The sequence below is a fragment of the Mediterranea massiliensis genome, from assembly GCF_900128475.1.
Lineage (GTDB): Bacteria > Bacteroidota > Bacteroidia > Bacteroidales > Bacteroidaceae > Bacteroides > Bacteroides massiliensis_E.
The window spans coordinates 11,666-34,516 of record NZ_LT635838.1; the positions used below are offsets into that span (position 1 = coordinate 11,666).

The following is a 22,851-nucleotide window of genomic DNA, read 5'->3' on the forward strand; positions in this document are numbered from 1 at the left end:
TACAAAACCAGCCGTTAATTGTTAACTTTGTCCCACAAATTCAAGCAAGATACTATCATGAAATATTTTTCTACCCTGCGCCAACGATGGCACCACTTCCTGCACAACGAGGAGCTGAAGCAGAAGATCTTCTCCATCGTCTTCGAGTCGGACACGCCCCAGGGCAAGCTGTTCGACATCATCCTCATCGGGAGCATCATCCTCAGTGTGCTGCTTGTCATACTGGAGAGCATGCACATCTTCCCCCACTCGGCCTACCTGGCGCTGAGGGGGCTGGAGTATCTGCTCACACTGATTTTCACCATGGAATATCTGGCACGCATCTACTGCCTGAAGCAGCCGCGGAAATACATCTTCAGCTTCTTCGGCATCGTCGACCTGCTGGCCACGCTGCCCGTCTACCTGAGCTTCTTCCTCCACGGGTCGCACTACCTGCTCGTCATCCGCGCCTTCCGCCTCATCCGCGTCTTCCGCATCTTCAAGCTCTTCACCTTCATCAACGAAGGCAACCTGCTCCTGCGCTCCCTGTGGATCAGTGCGCCCAAGATATTCATCTTCTTCTTTTTCGTGCTCATCCTCGTCACGTCCATGGGCACGGTGATGTATGCCATCGAAGGCGATGCCCCCGGCTCACAGTTCAACAACATCCCCAACAGCATCTACTGGGCCATCGTCACCATGACGACCGTAGGATATGGAGACATCACACCGGTCACGCCCACAGGCCGCTTCCTGTCGGCCGTCATCATGCTCATCGGCTACACCATCATTGCCGTACCTACCGGCATCGTGTCGGCCACCATGGTGAGCGAACACAAGAAACGCGAGAAACGCCGCTGCCCCCGATGCCATCGCGACGGACACGACTTCGAGGCCCTCTATTGCAAATATTGCGGCGCCCGCCTGAGGAAAGCCGAACCCGATACGGACAAGCCGCAGGAGCAACGCGACGACGAACACTTCTGACCGCCTGCCCCCTTCACTGAACCCAAGATATATTGACGCCTTATGAACAAACAGAAGATAGCCCTCGTACTCTCCATGGGCGGCGCCCGTGGCATCGCCCACATCGGCGTGATAGAAACCTTGCTGGAACGTGGTTACGAAATAGCGTCCATCACCGGCAGCTCCATGGGAGCGATGGTCGGAGCCATGTACGCAACCGGAAAGATGGACGCATGCAAGGAATGGCTGTGCAGCTGGGACAAGCGAAAGATGTTCCAACTGGCCGACCTTACCCTGAGCCGTGACGGGCTGGTAAAAGGCGACCGCTTCATCCGCGAACTGAAACGGATTGTCCCTGACATCCCCATCGAGGACCTTCCCCTGCCCTACGCCGCCCTGGCTACGGACATCCTGAACGAACAGGAAGTGAAGTTCACCTCGGGCAGCCTGTTCCACGCCATCCGGGCCTCCATCTCCATCCCCATGGTGTTCCGCCCCGTCCGCTCCGAAGGCCGCATACTGGTGGACGGCGGACTGCTCAATCCCCTGCCCCTGCGCCACGCCATCCGCACGCCGGGCGACCTCCTGGTGGCCGTCGACGTCAACGCACCCATCGACAACGGCAAACGCCAACGGATGAATCCCTACAAGCTGCTGTCAGAATCGTCACGCCTGATGATGCAGCAGATTACTCGCTTCGACATCGAACGCACCACGCCCGACATCCTCATCCAAATGTCCGCTCGCGACTACGACATGATGGAATTCAACCACGCCAGCCGCATCATCCGGAGCGGAGCCGAAGCCGCCCGCCGCACATTGGAGAAGCTGTAACATTTTCTGCCTGATAAATTTCCCATAAAAATTTCAGAGCAAAAGAACCATTTCTCATAAGAAGTCGTTACATTTGCAAGAAACAATCCAATAACACTAACCTTTAAAAAGAAAAAAAACGATGCTGACTCAGATTATAAACGGCCGTATATTTACTCCGCAAGGATGGCTGGACGAAGGTTCCGTACTGATGCGCGACGGAAAGATACTGGAAGTAACCAACTGTGACCTGGCACTGATCGGTGCCCGCATGATTGATGCCAAAGGCATGTACATCGTGCCGGGCTTCGTATCCATGCACATTCATGGCGGAGGCGGACACGACTTTACCGAATGTACGGAAGAGGCTTTCCGTTCTGCCATCCATGCCCATCTGCTCCATGGCTCTACCACCATCTATCCCACCCTGTCCAGCTCACCTTTCGACAAGCTGCACGAAGCGGCCTCCATCTGCGAAAAGCTGATGCAGGAGCCGGGCAGCCCTGTAGCAGGACTCCACATCGAAGGCCCCTACCTCAATCCCAAGATGGCTGGAGAGCAATTTACCGGACAAGTAAAGGACATTGACGAAAAAGAATACAAGGAACTGGTGGAAAGCACCTGCTGCATCCGCCGCTGGGACGCGTCCCCCGAGCTGCCGGGTGCCCTCGACTTCGCCCGCTATCTCCGCCAGAAAGACATTCTGGTCGCCATCTCGCATACCGAAGCCGAATACGACGCCATCAAGGCTGCGTATGAAGCCGGATTCACCCATGCAGCCCACTTCTACAACGCCATGCCGGGCTTCCACAAACGCCGCGAATACAAATACGAAGGCACCGTGGAAAGCGTCTACCTGACAGACGGCATGACCATCGAACTGATAGCCGACGGCATCCACCTGCCCGCCACCATCCTGAAGCTGGCCTACAAGCTGAAAGGCGTGGAACGTACGTGCCTCGTCACCGACGCCATGTCGTGCTCGGCCAGCAACGGTAAGGAAATCAACGACCCGCGCTACATCATCGAAGACGGAGTCTGCAAGCTGGCCGACCACTCGTCTCTGGCAGGCAGCATCGCCACCAGCGACACGCTGGTCCGCACCATGGTAAAGGCAGGCATACCGCTGGGCGACGCCCTCCGCATGGCAAGCGAAACGCCGGCACGTATCATGAACATTTCCGACCGCAAGGGCTCCCTGCAGAAGGACATGGACGCCGACGTCGTCGTACTCGACAAGGAACTGAACATCCGGGCCGTATGGCAAGCCGGAAAGTTGGTGGAAGAAACCAATACGCTATTCTAAGACAGAAAATAACAGAACTATATCCTAATCCTAAACTTATAGAAAGATGAAGAATGTGAAATTAATGATTGGCTTGCTCTGTGCAGGCATGTTGGCCAGTGGTTGTGGAACCATGAACAATACGGCTAAAGGAGGTATCATCGGAGGTACATCGGGAACCGCAGCCGGCGCCCTCATCGGAGGACTGGTAGGCAAAGGCAAAGGAGCCGCCATCGGTGCTGCCGTAGGAGCCGTGGTAGGCACCGGAACCGGTGTCATCATCGGCCGCAAAATGGATAAGAAAGCAGAAGAAGCCGCCAAGATTGAAGGCGCCGAAGTGGAAAAGGTAACCGACACCAACGGACTGGATGCCGTCAAGGTATCGTTCACATCGGGCATCCTGTTCGGGTTCAACTCTTCGGCGCTGAGCAACGATGCCAAAGCCTCGCTCCGCGAACTCGCCCAAATCCTGCGCGACGACCCGACAACAGATATCGCCATCATCGGACATACGGATAAGGTGGGAACGTATGAGGCCAATGTGAAAGTCTCGAAAGACCGCGCATACGCCGTAGAAAACTATTTGCAGGAATGCAACGTGTCGCCCGCCCAGTTCAAGGTAGTGAAAGGTGTGGCTTATGATGAATACGACGAAAGCAAGTCGGCCGACGAAAACCGCCGCGTAGAAATCTATATGTATGCCAGCAAGGAAATGATCCAGCAAGCTGAAGCACAACAATAAAGGGGAGACCGCACCCCACATCTGTCAAAAACGGGCCGCAAGCATCGATGGAATTTCCACCGGAACTTGCGGCCCGTTCTTTTTTTATATCATCGGCTGTCACCGGTCCAACTGCTCATATTCGACAGACGCCATGATAAAGGTGCCTATAGCCTTACCCTCGTTTTCGACAACCGTCACGTCCTTGCCCGCCAGATAATAGTTAGCCGTACCGGTACGCGAAGGATCCTTGGCCGGCCCCAGACCGGCCGATGCACACGTCTGCACAATGTCCAGACGACCGTCAGGCTGTTCGCGGATGAATGTCTTGAGCAGTCCCTGATAAGCCTTCTCGGCCACAGGCAGGTATACCTCACGGTCGAGCAAACCGAGGCGTATGCCTTTCAGATAGGCATACGTGAAAATGCCCGAAGCCGAAGCCTCCAGATAGTTGGAAGCCGTCCCTACGTTATAGACCTGTCCGTTGATGGTATCACCCTTGCCGTCGGCCCGCATCTGTCCGTCGTATTGCAACAACTGATACCAGACGCCCGAGGCAGGATCCTGCCAACGCTTCAGTCCTGCAGCCACCTGACGGAAAATGGCCAATACATCCGCATAGTCGGGATGGTCCTGAGGCATGTACTCGAGTACATCGGCCAAAGCGGCAAAATACCACCCCATGCCACGTGCCCAAAATTCCCGGCTGCATCCCTTGAACGGCCCGTCCTGGCGTGCCCAGAACGAATTTTCATCCTCAGGAGTGGCCGACCACGCATGATAGTTCAGCTGCTTGCCCTCGTCGTACGTATACCGGTTGATGGTCTTGAACTGCAAGGCTATGTCGGACCAGCTCTGTGCATTGTCCTCGGGATGCTCCTTCCCGAATACATGCTGCCACTGGGCATAAATCGTGGAACCCATGTAGAGTCCGTCAAGCCACATCTGGTTGGGATACACCGCCTTATGGAAGAAGCCTCCCGCTCCCGGAAGCCCTTCGGCAATGCGCGAATGCTCATACTTCAACTTATTGCGGATAAGCGACGCCGCATTCTTGTACCGCTCGGCATCCTGGACGTTTCCTTTCTTCAATTCCTCCTTATATAAGGTAAAAAAGACATTTCCTGCAGGCAGATCGTCGATGTTGCTTGGACGGAGGGCCGGTTTCCCTTTGGCATTCAAGATGACGGAACCGTCAGGAGAAGTGCTGTTGTCGACGAAAGCCTTCACCGCATCGTAATACTCGGTTTTCTCCGGATAGAGCAGCCATGCCTTCAAAACCGCATTGGCCACCAGCCCCGAAACATAATCCCAGGCGGCACTGTCCAGCTCCGTCTGATGGTGACGGTTACAATAGAAATCGACCAGCCCGTGCGACTCCACCATCCGCTGGGAATAGTTTTCCGGTTGGTGCGTTTGCCTTTCCGCACCACAACCTGTCATGACGGCTACCAGAACCGCCAACAGTAGACAATTTTTCATGCTATATTCATTTAAAGTTCATCCATACTCCACGCTCACGGCACACCGTTTTTCCCATCGTTTTCCCAAACGATACAGGCATTTCTTCCGGCAACCGTGTTCGTTAACGGCACAAATATAACACTCCTTATCCGAAATAAAAACTTTTGGAACTCATCTTTACAAGGATAACTTTCCGCATACGAAGAAAAAACCTATTTTTGCACCTTCGTCATACAAAAAAGACAACCTCAATCACTGCTGTCCGGAGAAACTTTACCACAATGTAAGCTGCCTAGGACCATCACCCTCCGGAACATTAGCAGTGAGGTCGGTTTGATTAAATATATCTTTGATGTCGCCTCTTTTGAAGAGAACTTGACCAATAGAATTTGAAATAGAATGAAGACTTGGGTTCAACATATAATGTTTCTTCGCAATGATAAGCAGAAGATAGTCACAGATAGCTATCCATATCTGTGTGTACACGGCGTTTTGGGTGGTTCCATAGAATGTCTTTATGTGCAGATGCTGCTTTATCCATTTGAAGAACAACTCAATTTGCCATCTTTCCCTGTACAACTCGGCAATGGTCAATGCCTCAAGTTTGAAGTTATTGGTGAGGAAACGGTAAACTGTATTTGTGCTGAAGTCTTCATATACAACAAGTCTAAGAGAATCAGGATACTTCTGAGAAGTAAGTGGCCCAGTCAATTTGATGGTTTCATCAGAGGAAAGTCCGGCAGATTGATCTACCTCTCTACTATCAATAACCTTATAAAGCATATTTCCTTTTGCTCTAGTTACAAAAAAGGCATTGTTAAGATGAAAATGCTGGTACAAGGAGTCAAACTTGACATATCCTTTGTCCATAAGATAGTAGGAGTTTGCTTCTACAGGTATCTTATCCATAATTTTGGAATCGTGAACCGCTCCTTCTGTCAGATGAACAAATGTCGGGATGGAACCCCTAAAATCCATCAAGGTATGCATCTTGATTGCTCCTCTCTCATGATGAAACTTAGCCCATGGACAAAGCTTCAGACACAGCTCAATAGTGCTGCTGTCAAAGGCATAGACCATTTCATCCAGGTCAAGTCTAAGTTTCTGTCCCTTATATGCTTCCTTTGCTTGTCGTATCAGAACTTGTGCAAAGTCCTGATAGATACGCCAATCCTTCTTTTCGTTCGCTTCGGCCAAGGTGGATTTGGGCATTACCTTGATACCAGAACGGTAAAGATCAGGAGAACAAAGGTTAAGTGTAGTCTCTATGTCTCTCAGCCCGGACCTGTCCGTGAACTGGGCAAAGCTCATTACCATGAACTGGTCACGGCAAGTGAATTTGATGGAGTGTCTGTCACCCTTATAGCGGTTGACGCACTTCTTAAATTCGTATGTGTTTATAAGAGACATAACCTGTGCAAATATTGTTTTTCCTTTGTTCATAGTTTGCAGAATTGGCTGTTTATACCTTCTTGCAAAACTATGATTTCTAATCGAAAAATTTTATTATCCTCGTAACCAGTTGAGTATTAATTAATAATAGCTGCTTTGGAGAATCTTCTCCGGACAGCAGTGAACCTCAATATGAAATTCAATCATAAAGTTTGCGTCCTCACCGGAGGAGCGGCCGGTATTGGAAGATGTCTGGCCGAAAGTTTCTGTGCCGAAGGAGCACGAGTTTACGCCATAGACAAAGATCCAGCTCCGTCCTCATCTGCCGGTATCCGGTATTATCAGGGAAACATCTCCGAACAAGCAGTAATCGATGCATTTGTCGACTGGGTATTGCAGCAGGAAAAGCACGTCGACATCCTGGTCAATAATGCCTGCCTGACGAAAGGCGGCATTCTGTCCGGCTGTACATACGAGGACTTCCTATATGTGCAGCGCGTCGGGGTAGCTGCCCCCTTCTGGCTCGCCAGCCGGCTGAAACCTTATTTTGCCCCCAGAGCCAGCATTGTCAACCTTTCGTCCACCCGCGCCTTCCAGTCACAGGCCGACACGGAAAGCTATTCGGCTGCCAAGGGTGGCATCACGTCCCTGACCCATGCCCTGGCCGTCAGCCTGTCCGGTATAGCCCGCGTCAACTCCGTAGCACCCGGCTGGATTGAAACGGCCCGTTTCCACACCGAGGCTCCCATCCCCTCCTATTCGACGGCCGACCTGCAACAACACCCTTCGGGACGAGTGGGTGAACCTGAAGACATCGTGCGTGCCGTATTCTTCCTCTGTGATGACCGGAACAGCTTCGTCAATGGCATCAACCTGACCGTAGACGGCGGCATGAGCCATCTGATGGTGTATCACAACGACGAAGGCTGGACATTGGACAGGTGACAATCTTTCCGGAAAAATGACAATCTGACGCCCGGTTCCCCGGTCCGTCACACCCGGAAGAGCTAACAAAGTATGCACAAGTTTAAAAACACGGAGCATTCCGATTAAAATTGTTTTCACAAGTTTAAATGGCACATAGCGGGAGCTGACATTCCGGCAAGCGGCACAGTATTTGCCAATCCTTAGGCGAACAACGAAACCGAAAGGTGGAGGGGTTCAGAAGAAAATTGATAATAAACAACTTAAAAATAGGAGATTACAACTATGATGCCGATTAGAAAGTACAACAATCAGAATTGGTTACCGAGTATCTTTAATGATTTCTTTGATAACGATTGGATGGTAAAAGCAAACGCTACTGCTCCTGCAATCAACGTAATAGAAAACGAAAAAGATTACAAAGTAGAAGTAGCTGCTCCGGGTATGACAAAGGATGACTTCAACATTCATCTGGGTGACGACAACGAACTGGTCATCACGATGGAAAAGAAGAACGAGTCCAAGGAAGAAGACAAGGAAAACAAGAAGTATCTGCGTCGCGAGTTCTCATACTCCAAGTTCCAACAGGCTTTCGTTCTGCCTGACGATGTTGAAAAAGACAAAATCAGTGCCAACGTCAGCGATGGTGTACTGACCATCGAACTGCCGAAGAGCACACCCGAAGAAAAGGCCAAAGTCAATCGTGTGATTGAAATCCATTAATATAAATCAGCCTTTTAAATGAAAGAGAGCGTATTCCGCTACGGGAGTACGCTCTCTTTTTTTATGTCCGTATCCTGCCTATTCCGGTTGCAGCTCGTTGGCCGATGAAGGCAGCTGCTTCCACCCTTCGCCAAAGGCGTCGTAGGCATCGGTCACCACCACGAACGCCCGCGGATCGGCCTCCTTGATCTTCAGCTTCACGCCACTCACCTCCTTATAGCTCACCACCAGGAACAGCATTTCTTTCTCCGCCCCCGTATACAGGCCGCTGCTCTTGATGCATGTGGCCGTACGGTCCAAATCCTCGAGAATATACTTGTGCAGGTCGGTCATCCGCTTGTCGCTGATGACAAAAATCAGCTTGTCGTTCTTCGCCCCATTGATCATGAAAGCGATGACACGCGAGCAGACAAAGATGGCAATCAACGAATAGAACGACAGGAAAAGCGCAGGCTGCTCTACGTCCTCGGCACTGCCGATGCCGAAACCGATGACGGCCAGACCGAAGCAAACCACCGCTCCGTCGGCCAGCAGGATGGCCCGGGAGAAGCGGATGTGGCAATACTTCTGGAGCAGCATACCCACGATGTCCGTACCGCCCGTAGTGGCCTGATTGCGAACTACGATGCCCGACCCGATGCCGATTACCGTGGCGCCGATAACGGACGTCAGCATCAAATGGTCCGACAAGTCCATGCACCCGCCCAGCAACTGCGACGGGTCGAGCGCTTCGAGTGCCTCCTGCGAGGGATACACCGCCCGCGAAAGCAGGTTCATCAGCAACGGCGTGGTCAGCGCGGCAACAATGGTTCGCGTACCCAGCCGGGCTCCCAGCAACACAACCGACAGGATGAGCAACGGCACGTCGAACATATATCCGAACGTACCCACCTGGACGGATGGAAACAGATTATGGAGCACAATGCTCGCCCCATATACTCCGCCCGGAACGATGTTATAAGGGTTGATGAAAAATACGAAACCGGATGCCAGAATAAAGCATCCCAACAGAATACTGACCCAGGAAGTGATTGTTTTCTTCATACGGTTAACTTTTTATCTTTATGCAGCAAATATACGAAAATCATCCGCATACACGGCTATAAAGGAAAAGAAAAATCGCATGAGCCCGCCTCTTCCGCCGGCCGGTACATCACTTCAGCCCGCGTGCCTTGTAGATGCGCTCCTTGGCCTCGTTGATTTCCTGGAACTTCTGCTCGGCCGCCTTTCGGATGTCCTCGCCCAGCGCAGCCACCTTGTCGGGATGGTGCTTCAGCGCCAGGCGGCGGTAAGCGGCACGCACTTCGGCATCGGTCGCGTCGGGCGACACTTCGAGCACCTTGTAGGCATCCTCCAGCGAGCTGCCACGCAGGTTGAGCATCGACTCTACCTCCTTTACCGACAGGCCCATGGCGACCGCCACTTCCTTCAGTGCATCGATTTCGGCCTGACACACGTTGCCGTCGCTCTGGGCTATCTTCACGAGGAAGTCCAGCAGCTGCAGACGCTGCTCATAGGTCAGGTTGGCGGCAATCTGCACGCCGCAGTCGTGGATGGTGTTCTTGAATGCCATCGGATTGGTACGCTCCATCTGCTTGCGCCGTTCGAAGAGGTTCAGCAGAATCTGTTGTCCCTCGTCCACAGCCCCCTCGCCGAAGTTCACCCGCAGAAAGCGGCGCACAAACTCCATCTCGCTGTGCATGATGCGCCCGTCGGCCCGGATGATGTACGAAGCCATAACGAGCATCGCAAACAGAAAACTGTTGCGCTGTCCCAGGTCCTCGCATCCCTCCGCCGTAGGGCCGTAATACTCGTGCCCCGTAGCTCCCTGTGCTTCCGCATCCGTCGCCTTGTCGAACAGCGACCCTATCGCATATCCGGCCAGCGCACCCAGAGGCCCCATGGCCATGAAGCCCACCACGCCGCCTATCCATTTTCCGTATCCCATAGCGTTACTTATATGATATTAATGTATAGATGATTGAACAATTCAGCGCAAAGGAACATATTTTTCGTCGGTCTGCCAATTGCATCGCCTCCATTCATCCGTTAAAACGACTTAAAAGAACGGCTTTATAGAGTCACAACTTATTTTCCTAATTTCTACCTTTGCAGCCGAAAATCAAAACAGTAATCAGTCAGAACATGATGGAAACCATCCGACAATACAGCGCCTTCCGCTACAAGAACAAGATACACGATTTCCATGTGTGGGGTGTAGCCGCACAAATCTGACTCCATATAGGAGCGCGGAGGCTCCCTGTCCTGCTTCCTCCGCCCGATTTTCATCTCCATTTTACATTTTAACAAGCAATTTCTTTAGACATGATGAGCAAACTGAACAGGCTCATGGTGCTGTGCATCGCGGCACTGTGCAGCCAGCATCCGTATGCCCAGTCGCAGGTGACGGGCATCGAAGAACTGTTCCGCCTGGCCGACGAGAACAGCACGAGCATACAGGCTTACCGCACCGGCAAGGAAGCGGCCGACCAGGCACTGAAAGCGGCCAAGGCACAACGCCTGCCGGACATCAACGCGTCGGTATCGGCCAGCTACCTGGGCGACGGACGCCTGTGGGACCGCGACTTCGGCAACGCCATGACCGTCGACATGCCGCACTTCGGAAACAACTTCGCCATCGAGGCGCAGCAGGTGGTCTACGCCGGAGGAGCCATCAACAGCGGCATCCGCCTGGCCGAGCTGGAACAGCAACTGGCCGAACTGGACTGGCAGAAGAACCGGCAGGAGATACGCTTCCTGCTCACGGGCTACTACCTGGACCTCTACAAACTGAACAACCAGGAACAGGTATTGCAGAAGAACCTGGAACTGACGGAGCAGATGATAGCCCACATGGAGGCACGCCGCCGCGAGGGCACCGTCCTGCAGAACGACATCACCCGCTACGAACTGCAACGGGAGACGCTGAAGCTGCAGCTGGCCAAGGTGCAGGACGCCGCCAAAATCATGAACCACCAGCTGGTGACCACGCTCCACCTGCCCGAAGGTACGGTCATCGTGCCGGACACCACCCTGCTGGAACGCCGCGTACAGACGCTGGCCGAAGACGACTGGCAGGCCCTGGCCACGCAAAGCCACATCGGGCTGCGGCAGGCCGAAGCTGCCGTACGCGTCAACGAGCAGAAGGTGCGTCTGGAACGCTCGGCCCGTCTGCCGCAAGTGGCGCTCGTGGCTGCCGACCACCTGGACGGCCCCATCACCATCGAGGTACCCGTACTGGACAACAACTTCAACTACTGGTACGTGGGCGTAGGCGTGAAGTACAGCCTGTCGTCGCTCTTCAAGAACGGCAGCAAGCTGAAGCAGGCCCGCCTGAACGTGCGCCGCGCACAGGAGTCGCAACGCCTGGCCGCCGAACAGGTGGAGAACGCCGTGCAGGCGGGATACACCAGCTTCCTGACGGCCTTCACCGACCTGCACACGCAGGAGAACAGCGTCCGACTGGCCGACCAGAACTACAGCGTGACCAGCAACCGCTACCGCAACGAGATGGCCCTGCTGACCGACCTGCTCGACGCCAGCAACATGAAGCTCAGCGCCGACCTGGGGCTGGTGAACGCCCGCATCAACGTGCTCTACAACTACTACAAGATGAAGTACATCACGCACACGCTCTGAATTGAAAATTGAGAATTGAAAATTAATAATTATCCATTATCAATTATCCATTAAACCATCATGATTACCCGAAAAGTTAAAAAACTGATCTATAACATCGTCATCGTCTGCCTGCTGGCAGCCGGACTGATCTATGTATGTTCCCGCTTCTTCCATCCGGGCGTGGAATATACCGACAACGCACAAGTGAAACAGCACATCACGCCGGTGAACACCCGCGTACAGGGCTTCGTCCAGCGCATCTGCTTCGACGAATACAAGCCCGTGCACAAGGGCGACACGCTCGTCATCATCGAAGACACGGAGTTCCGCCTGCGCCTGGCACAGGCCGAAGCCGACCTGGCCAACGCCCTGGCCGGACAGGAAGCCACCACGGCAGGCATCGCCACCACGCAGAACAACCTGAGCGTGAACGACGCCGGCATTGCCGAGGTGCGCGTCCAGCTGGAGAACGCCCGCCGCGAACTGGAACGTTACAAGCGGCTGCTGGCCGAGGACGCCGTCACCCGCCAGCAGTATGACAACATCCTGACTGCCTACGAAGCCACCAAAGCCCGCTACGAACAGGTGTCGCGCGTGAAGCACTCCACCTCGCTGACCAAGAACGAGCAGACCCACCGCCTGGGCCAGAACGAAGCCGCCGTACGCCTGGCACAGGCCGCCGTCGAGCTGGCGCGGCTCAACCTGTCGTACACCGTCATCACGGCCACCTGCGACGGCGTGACGGGCCGCAAGGACATCCACGAAGGCCAATTGGTACAACCGGGACAGACGATGGTGGACATCGTGGACGGCACCGACCTGTGGGTCATCGCCAACTACCGCGAGACGCAGCTGCCCCACATCCATGAGGGCGACCGCGTGACGCTGACCGCCGACGCCGTGCCGGGCGTCACCTATACGGGCACGGTGGAGTCCATCTCCGACGCCACGGGAGCCGCCTTCTCCCTCATCCCGCAGGACAACGCCACGGGCAACTTCGTGAAGGTGGAGCAGCGCGTCCCCGTCCGCATCAGCCTGGCGGGCAACGACCCCGAACGGCTGAAGCTGCTGCGTGCCGGATTCAACGTAGAGTGTAAAGTGAAGCATTAAGCCATGGGAGCACCTGTATTAAACGGCCCGTTCACGATGCCGATGATCCGCAGCTTCGTGCCGCGCAGGCTGCAGCCGTGGATCTATGTCCTCATGGCCTTCACCTTCCAGTTCTCCGGCGGCCTGTACATGGGCGCGCTCAACCAGATGGTGGGCGAAACGTCGCTCATGCGCGAGGACCTGCAGATGTGCCTCTACGCCAACCTGGCGGGCATGGCCATCTACTTCCCCCTGCTGTTCCGCATGAAGTTCCGCTTCACCAACAAGACGCTGCTCATGGCCGCCGCGGCCGGCGTGCTGGTGTGCAACCTCGCCGCCCCCTACATCACCTACCTGCCCCTGCTCTGGGCGGTGTGCTTCGTCGAGGGCATCTGCAAGATTCAGGGAACGTTCGAGTGCATGTCCACCATCCAGCTGTGGATGACGCCCAAGCGCGACTTCACCGTCTTCTTCCCCCTGCTGCACATCATCATCCTGGGCAGCATGCAGCTGTCCGACCTGCTGGCCACACACCTCATGTACTACTACCACTGGAGCTACATGCACCTGTTCATGGGCGGCGTCATGCTGGTCGACCTGCTCTACCTGGCCGTCTGCACGCGCCACTTCCGCATCGTCAAGAAATTCCCCCTGTTCGGCATCGACTGGCTGGGCGGCGTGCTCTGGGCGGTGCTGCTGCTCGAGGTGGCCTACTTCTTCTGCTACGGTGAGTTCTACGACTGGTGGAACAGCCCCGTCATGCGGCGCCTGGCCGTGGCCATCGTCGTCACCCTGTGCTGGTGCGTAGGCCGCATGCGCCACGTCCGCCATGCCTTCCTCGAACCGAAGATGTGGACTTATCGCCACCTGCTGCCCATCCTGCTGCTCATCACACTGGTCGAAGCCTTCCTGGCCACGGAGCACGTGCTCGAGGAGGTGTTCTACGAGGAGGTGATGCACTACGAGGCGCTGACCGCCGTCCGCCTGGACTGGCCCATGCTGGGGGGCATCCTGGCCGGCTGCCTCTTCGCCTACTGGTGGATGCACGTGCGGCGCTTCAACTACCTGCGCCTGCTCATCGTGGGCCTCGGCGCGCTCGTCTGCTACCTGCTGGGCTACTACTTCACCCTCTCGGCGGACATCCACCTGTCGCAGCTCTACCTGCCCACCGCCTGCCGGGGCTTCGCCTACTCCATCCTGAGCGCCACGTTCATGGTGTGTCTGGAAGAAATCATGACCTTCCAGCACTTCTTCCAGGCGCTGAGCGTGTTCAACATGCTCCACATGGTGGTGGGCGGCGTCATGGGCGCGGCGCTCTACGGCCACGGCTTCTCCTACTACGTGGCCGACAACCTGGCGCGCTACGGTGCCGCCGTAGACCGCGTGGCGGTCAGTGCCTCACCCCTGCCCTTCGGCTCCTTCGTCGAGTCGTTCATGACGCAGATGATGGAGGTCAGCATCAAGCAGATCTACGGCTGGGTCATCTACGCCTGCATCCTGCTCCTGCTGCTCTTCCTGCTCTACGACGCGCCGATACGCCGCGAGCTGAAGCGGATGCCCTTCTGGCGCACCGTACGCAAGGATGTGGAAAAGGAATTGAAAATGGAGAATTGAAAATTGAAAATGGAGAATGCGGCATGGAGAATGAAAAATAGGTATCTTTGCAACCTGATTGAAACCATTATCCATTTTCAATTCTCAATTTTCAATTCAATGGCCGACAACTATCTGGAACGCCAGCGCGACGCCTACGAGGCCCGCAAGGCGGCATGGGAAAAGAAGAAGAAACACGCGGCGGGGTTGAAGAAGGCCGCCGCACGCACCACCGGCGACGGGGCGGAGATGCTCCACCCGTTCGCCTCGCCTACTGAGGGCATCGAGCTGCCCCGGCAGTTCACCTATCCCTTTGCCTACACGCCCCACCCGCTCTGCCTGCTGGCCGCGCACGAGGTGCAGCAGTACCTGGCGGCGCAGACGCAATGGCACGACGAGCTGGAGCGCGGCAAGATGTTCGGCGTGCTGGTGGTGCGCACCCGCGAAGGGCAGCTGGGCTACCTGGCCGCCTTCTCGGGCATCCTGGCGGNGAATTCCACCGTCAGCCCGATGGTGGGCAGCAGCGTCCCGCTTTCCTGCTTCAGGCGCTTCATCACGTAGCGCTGCTCGGCGGCAGGGGCTTCGGGGTTCTCGATGACGCCGGTGCTCATCAGCACGTCCTGCTGGCGGAGGACACTCTTCGTGACGTTCTGCAGGTCGAGGTAGATGCCCAGGCGCCAGCCGCGGAAGTAGTAGTTCTTATCCACGCGGACGTCGAGCTGGGCAAAGGCGTCGAGGCGGCAGGTGTTGTAACGCGAGTAGTCGTAATAGGGCCGTCCCTGCACGTCCCAGGCCTCGACGAGCGACGAACGGTCTTCATCGTAGGGTGTGTAGGGGCTGCCGCCGATGGCACTCAGCTTGGCGCCCACGCTCCAGTTGCGGGGAAAGTCGTAGGTACCGCTCACGTTGGCAATGAAGCGGTTATCCCAGGCGGAAGCGATGTAGGGCGAACGGTCGTCGTTGCGGTACTCGCTGCGAAAGCAGGTGACGGAGGCCACGGAGGTGAACTTGCCGGGAATCTGCCAACGCATGGAAGCCTCAACGCCGTAAGCGCGTCCGCTGGCCGTGGGGAGGAGCAATTCGTTGCCCACCGTGCCGTAGTCGTTTCCCTTACAGGAAAGGGGGATGCCGTCGGCCACGGACAGGGGCACGCGGGTATAGTATTTGTAGAAGCCTTCGAGGGCGAGGACCACACGGGGGGTGACGTTCCACTCGGTGCCCAGGTTGGCATTGGCCACACTCATATACTTCAGCGATTTGTTGGCATACATACCTGCTGCATCCTTGTAGCCCAGCCCGGTGTAGGGCGGCAGCTGGTGGTAAAGGCCCACGGCAGCGTTGATGGCCACGGCGGGACGCACGCGCCACGACACGGAGAGATTGGGCGACAGGTTCTGCCAGAAGCGCGCCATGGCACGCGAGTAGTCGCAGCCGTCGAGGCGCAGGCCCAGCGTGGCCGTCCATCGTTCGCCAGCCGTCCGGTAGCGGGCGGAAGCAAAGGCTCCCCAGCCCACGATGCCCAGATTGGTCTGCTGCTCCCGCACCTGCTGCATACCGCCTGCGAACAGCCGCTGGAAGGTGTGGTCGTCGTAGCGGGCATACCAGGCCTCCACGCCCTCAGTCAAGGTCCACCGCTCACCGTGCGTGCGGTTCTCGGCGCGGAGGGTGGCCTTCTGCTCGTGCGAGCTCAGGTCGAGATTCAGGTTGTCCGGACTGGAGTCATCGTTGTTCGCATATTTCAGGTTCTGATTGGCCAGGTAGTTGTAGCCCAGGGAGACGGTCTGCACGTGCCGTCCGGCGTAGTGTTTGTAGGCCGCGCCCAGGGTGAAGGTCTGCTGCTTGATGCGGGGCAGGTAGCTCAGCATGTACTCCGCGTCCTCGCCCTCCTCGTCGGTGTTCAGCTTCATATTGTCGATGCCCGTCAGGCCCAGAAAGATGAGCTCGTCCGTAAGCGTGAGGCGCGTCTTGATCTTGAACTGCCCGTCGATGTAGTTGGGCAGGAACGGCAGTCCCAGCATCTTGAAGAGCAGTTGCAGGTAGGACTGGCGGACAGAAAAAAGATAGGTGGTCTTCTCGCCAAAATGTCCGGCTCCGCTCAGTGAAACCTCTGACGCCCCCAGCGTGGCCTTGAAGGTCTGGTCGTCGGGATTGCCGTCGCGCAGGCGGATGTCCATCACGGAGCTCAGCGCCCCACCCTTGTCGGCCGGAAAGGCACCGGTGTAGAACTGCACCTCACGGATGAGGTCGGCGTTGAGGATGCTGACGGGGCCACCCGAAGCGCCCTGCGTGGCAAAATGATTGATGTTGGGTATCTCGATGCCATCCATATAGAAGCGGTTCTCCGAGGGCGAGCCGCCGCGCACGATGAGGTCGTTGCGGTAGCCGATGGGCGAGAACGACACGCCCGGATAGGAACGGACGATGCGCGAGATGTCGCGATTGCCGCCGGGGCTTTTCTCAATCTCGCTCAGGCCGATGATCTGCAGGCTGACGGGGCTCTCCTTGATGCGGCGGAAAGGTGCGGCGGCCTGTACGGTCACCTCGGCCAGCTGTGAGGCGTCTTCCTCCAACTCCAGCTCGACAGGCGGCAGCTGGGCAGAAACGATATATTCGGGTGAAAGCAGGTTCTTGTAGCCAATGCACGAAACGGAAAGCTGATGGATACCCGGCGAGACCCGCTCGATGCGGAACACACCCAGGCTGTCGGTCGACGCGCCCTGCCCGGGCTGACCATAAAGCGACACGTTGGCGTAGGGAACGGGCTGGCGCGAATACTTGTCCACCACCCGACCCCGGACGGTGTAATACTGGGCAAACAGTTGCAACGGCAACAGAAGCATCCAGCCCAGTATGCATAGAAATGAACGGAACGACATGGTTGAAAACATTTTTATATCTGTTTAGATTTGCAATACTTCGGTAAATTTTTACCGATAAATTTAATTAAATAATAGAATCGGTGTTAGCCAGTTCAATATTATTAAAGAGATCATTGAAATACTGTCAAGAATGAATCGTTAAGGGGTAAGAAAAGTGATGAAAAATATATGATAAATAGCTGAAAATAAAGCATGAAAGTATTGCATAATTTGTTGATTATTAGTAAATTAGAAGTATCTCACCACTTTTAATTATGACCAAAGAATCACTCCTTATGCAATACCAATCCGAGTGCAGGAATGCTCTCGAATCAGTTGTAAATATAAGCAAATCTTTCCAGAAAGTATTCATGGATGCAATAAAATTGTTCATGGCCATACCTGACCGCATCAATTTCCTACAAATGGGACGATATGGATGTTTCTCAGAACAGACATACCGAAACAATTTTGAGAATGATGGCTTTGACTGGTTTTCCTTCAATGAAGCCATCATTAGAGAACACCTTAAAGGTGGTCGTAAGGCGATAGCCGTTGATCCGTCTTTCATTCCAAAATCAGGCAGCAAAACGCCATGGATTGGCTATTTCTGGTCCGGTTGTGCCGGTGAATACAAACGCGGACTGGAAATAACCGGTATTGGAGTTATAGACGTTGACAACCATGAATGTATGACTTTGGGTTCTGTACAGACACCTGACAACGCAACGCTGGAAAGCTGTGAGAAGAATCTTGTTGACTGGTACAGCTCTTACCTTATCAGCATACAGGAACAGCTGAAACGTATTTCTGGCACAGTCGTATGTGATGCGTTCTTTTCAAAGGCAACTTTCATCAAACCATTGTACGATAACGGTTTCCACGTAATAAGCCGTTTCAGGAATGATGCCGTATTGTTTTATCCCACCTTAGAAAATAGGACAGGAAAACGCGGACGTCCAAAATTACATGACGAGAAAATTGACTTTGAAAATCTGGACATCACAAGATGTACCGAGTACAAAGTGAACAAGGGTAAACTTTACGGACTGAAAGCATACTCCAAAGCGCTCAAACGCTTTGTGAGCCTGGCTGTATGGTATCCTATGGATGGAACGGACAAATGGCAGCTGTATTTCTCTACGGACGAAACACAGAACGCACAGGATGTTCTGGACTTTTACAGGACACGTTTCCAACTCGAATTTTGCTTTCGTGATGCCAAGCAATATGCCGGAATAACAAACTGTCAGTCTACAGACTTCAGGAAACTGGCATTTCACTTTAATGCATCACTTGCAGCGATAAACCTTGCCAAGGCTGCCTGTAAGAGGATGGGAATAAAATATTCCATATCATCATGCAAGTCAGTCATACACAATGCTTACATGCTTGAACGATTTATTCACGTGTCTGGGATTGAACCAGACACGCATTTAATTGACAGACTTTTCAAAGAACTCATTTTATTTACTGCCAAAGCCGCTTAGGCTAGGCTAATGGTTAACGAACTATTGGATTTGTGCAAAGATAAGAAAGTCATCCCACATAAAGCCGGAATCCGGCCATTATCTTGTCAACAAGTTTTCCAGACTGTCTATTCGCCATAAGCACTCCGGTCGACAAACAGGCCGACACAGGACGCATGATGGGCAATGTAGGCGGCAGGCGTCACGTCGCCCGAACGAAGCACATCGGAAACTGCCGTCCTACGGCTCCGGCCCACCGCCAACAGAAGCAGCCGTCCGGCCGCCAGCAGCTGCGGCCCCGTAGCCGTGACACACTTCTGTCCCGTATAGGGATTGATGCAAGGTGCGTACCATTCCCTCAAAGCCAGCAAGCGCTCCTGCCCCGCATAGATGGAAGCCACATGGCCGTCGGATTCCAACCCCAACAGAACAATATCGAAAACCGGTACCCCCGCCACCTGCGGCACCGTAGCTGCCACAACCCGTGCATAACGGGAAGCCTCCCGCTTCGGCGAAAGCAGGTCGGACATCGGGTAAATGTGTTCCAGAGGAAAATCGACCTTGTCGAGCAACAGGCGGCACAACGTACCATAGTTGCTGTCCGAGTCGCTGACGGGGACGCAACGCTCATCGGTCCAATAGATGCGCATCCGTTCCCAGGGAGTCTGCCCGCCATACTCATTGGCCCATATATCAAACAGAGGCAACAGAGAATCGCCGCCGGAGAAGGCCAAACAGAACGTCTTCTCAGGCCGGGCGTTCATCGTGTCAAGAAGATGCCTGATCAAGGCATGACAGGTAGCGGTAGCAGTTCTTTCTATATGAATATCCATGTTAGGCTAATCAACAAAGTAAAGGAATCGGATGTATTTTTTAAACAAAAGGAAACAGATGTTTGTTCATAAGCAAAAGCAGATAAAAAGGCTGTTTCTGCAACAATCATCTACCTTTTTGGAACAAATCGTTTGCATTGTGTTGAGAAAAGCCTATATTTGCACAAATCTAACAAAAATGTGCAATCATTATGGAGCAAAGTTTTATCGCATACATTGAGAAAAGCATCAAGGAAAACTGGGACCTGGACGCCCTGACCGACTACAAGGGAGCAACCCTGCAATACAAAGACGTTGCACGAAAAATCGAAAAGTTACACATTATCTTTGAGGCCAGCGGCATCCGGAAAGGAGACAAGATAGCCGTCTGCGGACGCAACAGCTCGCACTGGGGCGTGACATTCCTCGCCACCCTGACCTATGGAGCAGTCGTCGTACCCATTCTGCATGAATTCAAGGCCGACAATGTACACAACATCGTGAACCACTCCGAAGCCAAGCTGCTCTTTGTGGGTGACATGGTTTGGGAAAACCTGAACGAAAACGCCATGCCCTTGCTGGAAGGCATCTTCCTGATGACCGACTTCTCCATCCTCGTCTCCCGCAGCGAGAAAGTAGACTATGCCCGCGAGCACCTGAACGAGCTCTTCGGCAAAAAATATCCCAAGAATTTCCGCAAGGAGCATATATCTTATCATAAGGACCAGCCGGAGGAACTGGCCGTCATCAACTATACATCGGGAACAACCAGCTACTCCAAAGGCGTGATGCTGCCCTACCGCAGCCTCTGGTCGAACACGACTTTCGCCTTCGAAGTACTGTCGTTGAACAGTGGCGACAAGGTGGTGTCCATGCTCCCTATGGCCCACATGTATGGACTGGCCTTCGAATTCCTGTATGAGATTGCCGTAGGATGTCACATTTATTACCTGACGCGCATGCCGAGCCCCAAAATCATCTTCCAGGCCTTTGCCGAAGTAAAACCGCGCATCGTCATCGCCGTCCCCCTCATCATCGAAAAAATTATCAAGAAGAACGTACTGCCCAAACTGGAAACGCCCACCATGAAACTGCTGTTGAAAGTTCCCTTCGTGAACGACAAGATCAAAGCAACCGTGCGCGACCAAGTCATCCAGGCTTTCGGTGGCAACTTTGAAGAAGTCATCATCGGCGGTGCAGCCTTCAACCACGATGTGGAGCAGTTCCTGAAAATGATAGACTTCCCCTATACCGTCGGCTACGGCATGACTGAATGCGGCCCCATCATCTGCTACGAAGACTGGAAACGCTTCAAGCCAGGTTCCTGCGGGAAAGCCGCCCCGCGTATGGAAGTCAAGATTCTGTCGCCCGACCCGGAAAATATTCCTGGTGAAATCATCTGCCGCGGGTCCAATGTTATGCTGGGCTATTACAAGAATGAAGAAGCCACCCGCGACGTTTTGGAACCGGACGGCTGGCTTCACACCGGCGACCTGGCATTGATGGACCGCGAAGGAAACGTCACCATCAAGGGACGCAGCAAGAATATGCTCCTCGGTCCCAGCGGACAGAACATCTATCCGGAAGAAATAGAAGACAAGCTGAACAACATGCCTTACGTATCGGAAAGCATCATCGTACAACAGAACGAACGGCTGGTCGGACTGGTCTACCCCGACTTCGACGATGCCTTCGCCCACGGCCTGACCAACGAAGATATCGAACGGGTAATGGAAGAAAACCGGGTGGCACTGAATGCCGAACTTCCGGCCTACAGCCAGATTTATAAAATGAAAATCTACCCGGAGGAATTCGAGAAGACTCCGAAGAAGTCCATCAAACGATTCCTCTATCAAGAAGCCAAAGGATGAAACGTATCTATATTATCACCTTGACAATGTCCCTGCTCACCGCAGGGACACTTCTTTTTGCCCAATCCCGTACTCCACTCCCCGCTTCCAATCCACTGAAGCCCGTAGGCATCAACCTGTCCCTATGGAAAGGCTTGTCCACCCAACCGACAGACAGCGTCGGCAGTACAGCCTTCAACCTGGGTATCTTTTCTTCCCAGAACAACCTGACCGGAGTGGGTATCAACCTGCTGGGAAGTGTCACGAAAAGAGACGTAAAGGGCCTGCAACTGTCCGGACTGTCGAACACCGTAGGGCAACAGATGAAAGGCCTGCAACTGGCTGGCATCACCAACATCAACGATTATGGATATCAAGGTGTCTCCATCGCCGGGCTGGTAGGTATCAACGGTGATGAAGGAAAAGGCCTGCTGGCCTCCGGCCTGGCAAACGTTACCGGCAATGACAACTGCGGACTGACCTTGGCCGGACTGATGAACTTTACCGGCAACGGAGGAATAGGATTGCTCTTGTCCGGCATCGCCAACATCACAGGCAATGGCTACCGGGGCATAGCGGCATCCGGACTGATGAATGTATCGGGCGGCTCTGCAGCCGGCATGCAGGTGAGCAGTCTGCTCAACCTCACCGCAGAAGACATGGCAGGCCTCCAGCTGTCGACTCTCGGCAACGTTGTAGGGAAAGAGCTGAAAGGCGTCCAGATTGGACTGGCCAACATGGCCTCCCGAGGCAAGGGACTCCAAATCGGTCTGTTCAATTATTACAAGGAAAAATTCGACGGACTGCAATTAGGACTGGTCAATGCCAATCCGCATACCCGAACCCAACTGCTGGTATCGGGAGGCAATACAACAAAAATCAATCTGGCAGCCCGCTTCAAGAACAACCGGCTTTACACCATCCTGGGAGCCGGCGCCCCTTACTTCGGCTTTGACAACCCGTTCTCCGGCTCCCTGTTCTATCGGGCCGGTGCCGAACTTCCTCTTTACAAGCATCTGTTTGTCAGCGGAGACTTGGGTTATGCCCATATCGAGACATTCCGCAAGAACAACACTTCCTGCCCGGCGCGCCTTTATTCCCTCCAGACACGCATCAATCTGGAATACAGACTGACGGACCGCATGGGGCTGTTTGTCAGCGGGGGATACGGGTGGGACCGTTATTACAACCGGAATGCCACTTACGACCACGGTACAATCATAGAGGGCGGCATCGTACTGTTCAAGTACTGACGCCGCCCTCCAAGGTCGGATATCTACTTTCTTGTCCGA

18 protein-coding genes and 1 pseudogene are annotated in these 22,851 nt (G+C 54.3%); 13 read left to right on the plus strand and 6 right to left on the minus strand.

Annotated elements, in window-relative coordinates:
- Nucleotides 1–57: 57 nt before the first annotated feature.
- The 4 genes from BQ7483_RS10060 (at nucleotide 58) to BQ7483_RS10075 (ending at nucleotide 3,785) form a co-directional block, all read left to right on the plus strand.
- Nucleotides 58–966 carry an ion transporter gene (locus tag BQ7483_RS10060; protein ID WP_022020672.1) on the plus strand — a complete coding sequence of 303 codons (909 nt, stop codon included), beginning with the start codon at nucleotides 58–60 and terminating at the stop codon, nucleotides 964–966.
- A 42-nt stretch (nucleotides 967–1,008) separates the two neighbouring features.
- Nucleotides 1,009–1,779 (plus strand): patatin-like phospholipase family protein, encoded by a 771-nt coding sequence (locus BQ7483_RS10065; protein ID WP_022020671.1) that lies wholly within the window; start codon nucleotides 1,009–1,011, stop codon nucleotides 1,777–1,779.
- 121 nt (nucleotides 1,780–1,900) lie between these two features.
- Nucleotides 1,901–3,064, plus strand: coding sequence for an N-acetylglucosamine-6-phosphate deacetylase (gene nagA, locus BQ7483_RS10070; RefSeq protein ID WP_072545817.1), 1,164 nt, complete (start codon nucleotides 1,901–1,903; stop codon nucleotides 3,062–3,064).
- Nucleotides 3,065–3,110: 46 nt separating this feature from the next.
- Nucleotides 3,111–3,785, plus strand: coding sequence for an OmpA family protein (locus tag BQ7483_RS10075; protein WP_022020669.1), 675 nt, complete (start codon nucleotides 3,111–3,113; stop codon nucleotides 3,783–3,785).
- A gap of 99 nt (nucleotides 3,786–3,884) precedes the next feature.
- Here BQ7483_RS10075 and BQ7483_RS10080 read toward each other — a convergent pair whose 3' ends face one another.
- Nucleotides 3,885–5,246, minus strand: coding sequence for a glycoside hydrolase family 88/105 protein (locus tag BQ7483_RS10080; RefSeq protein WP_022020668.1), 1,362 nt, complete (start codon nucleotides 5,244–5,246; stop codon nucleotides 3,885–3,887).
- Between the two features lie 255 nt (nucleotides 5,247–5,501).
- A complete protein-coding gene (locus BQ7483_RS10085; protein WP_072544383.1) occupies nucleotides 5,502–6,671 on the minus strand; it encodes an IS4 family transposase in 1,170 nt (389 codons plus the stop codon).
- A gap of 141 nt (nucleotides 6,672–6,812) precedes the next feature.
- On the opposite strand from BQ7483_RS10085, the gene BQ7483_RS10090 reads away from it, so the two are divergent.
- Nucleotides 6,813–7,565, plus strand: a complete 753-nt coding sequence (locus tag BQ7483_RS10090) for an SDR family oxidoreductase (RefSeq protein WP_022020667.1) — start codon at nucleotides 6,813–6,815, stop codon at nucleotides 7,563–7,565.
- A 264-nt stretch (nucleotides 7,566–7,829) separates the two neighbouring features.
- Nucleotides 7,830–8,267 carry an Hsp20/alpha crystallin family protein gene (locus BQ7483_RS10095; RefSeq protein ID WP_022020666.1) on the plus strand — a complete coding sequence of 146 codons (438 nt, stop codon included), beginning with the start codon at nucleotides 7,830–7,832 and terminating at the stop codon, nucleotides 8,265–8,267.
- Nucleotides 8,268–8,345: 78 nt separating this feature from the next.
- Here the strand turns inward: BQ7483_RS10095 and BQ7483_RS10100 are convergent, their stop codons facing one another.
- Nucleotides 8,346–9,311, minus strand: a complete 966-nt coding sequence (locus tag BQ7483_RS10100) for a YitT family protein (RefSeq protein WP_072545818.1) — start codon at nucleotides 9,309–9,311, stop codon at nucleotides 8,346–8,348.
- Between the two features lie 109 nt (nucleotides 9,312–9,420).
- On the minus strand, nucleotides 9,421–10,215 hold the full coding sequence (locus BQ7483_RS10105) for a DnaJ domain-containing protein (protein WP_072545819.1): 795 nt from the start codon (nucleotides 10,213–10,215) through the stop codon (nucleotides 9,421–9,423).
- Nucleotides 10,216–10,595: 380 nt separating this feature from the next.
- Between BQ7483_RS10105 and BQ7483_RS10110 the strand changes: the two genes are divergently transcribed.
- From BQ7483_RS10110 to BQ7483_RS17540, 4 genes and pseudogenes are all read left to right on the plus strand, one after another.
- A complete protein-coding gene (locus BQ7483_RS10110) occupies nucleotides 10,596–11,906 on the plus strand; it encodes a TolC family protein (RefSeq protein ID WP_072546214.1) in 1,311 nt (436 codons plus the stop codon).
- Nucleotides 11,907–11,966: 60 nt separating this feature from the next.
- Nucleotides 11,967–12,998, plus strand: a complete 1,032-nt coding sequence (locus BQ7483_RS10115; protein WP_022020661.1) for an HlyD family secretion protein — start codon at nucleotides 11,967–11,969, stop codon at nucleotides 12,996–12,998.
- A gap of 3 nt (nucleotides 12,999–13,001) precedes the next feature.
- Nucleotides 13,002–14,591, plus strand: coding sequence for a hypothetical protein (locus tag BQ7483_RS10120; RefSeq protein WP_072545820.1), 1,590 nt, complete (start codon nucleotides 13,002–13,004; stop codon nucleotides 14,589–14,591).
- Nucleotides 14,592–14,819: 228 nt separating this feature from the next.
- Nucleotides 14,820–15,077 (plus strand): annotated as a pseudogene (locus tag BQ7483_RS17540) (RNA pseudouridine synthase); the annotation flags it as partial.
- Here BQ7483_RS17540 and BQ7483_RS10130 read toward each other — a convergent pair.
- Nucleotides 15,029–17,410 (minus strand): TonB-dependent receptor, encoded by a 2,382-nt coding sequence (locus BQ7483_RS10130; protein ID WP_072546216.1) that lies wholly within the window; start codon nucleotides 17,408–17,410, stop codon nucleotides 15,029–15,031. The pseudogene BQ7483_RS17540 and the gene BQ7483_RS10130 sit on opposite strands and share 49 nt — an antisense overlap.
- Before the next feature lie 293 nt (nucleotides 17,411–17,703).
- On the opposite strand from BQ7483_RS10130, the gene BQ7483_RS10135 reads away from it, so the two are divergent.
- Nucleotides 17,704–18,918, plus strand: a complete 1,215-nt coding sequence (locus BQ7483_RS10135; RefSeq protein WP_072545385.1) for a transposase — start codon at nucleotides 17,704–17,706, stop codon at nucleotides 18,916–18,918.
- A 107-nt stretch (nucleotides 18,919–19,025) separates the two neighbouring features.
- Here the strand turns inward: BQ7483_RS10135 and BQ7483_RS10140 are convergent, their stop codons facing one another.
- A complete protein-coding gene (locus tag BQ7483_RS10140) occupies nucleotides 19,026–19,730 on the minus strand; it encodes a 6-phosphogluconolactonase (protein ID WP_022020658.1) in 705 nt (234 codons plus the stop codon).
- 191 nt (nucleotides 19,731–19,921) lie between these two features.
- Between BQ7483_RS10140 and BQ7483_RS10145 the strand changes: the two genes are divergently transcribed.
- A complete protein-coding gene (locus BQ7483_RS10145) occupies nucleotides 19,922–21,580 on the plus strand; it encodes an AMP-binding protein (RefSeq protein WP_022020656.1) in 1,659 nt (552 codons plus the stop codon).
- Complete coding sequence (locus tag BQ7483_RS10150) at nucleotides 21,577–22,812, plus strand: LA_2272 family surface repeat-containing protein (RefSeq protein WP_072545822.1); 1,236 nt, start codon at nucleotides 21,577–21,579, stop codon at nucleotides 22,810–22,812. The genes BQ7483_RS10145 and BQ7483_RS10150 overlap by 4 nt, the downstream gene beginning before the upstream one ends.
- Nucleotides 22,813–22,851 lie beyond the last annotated feature (39 nt).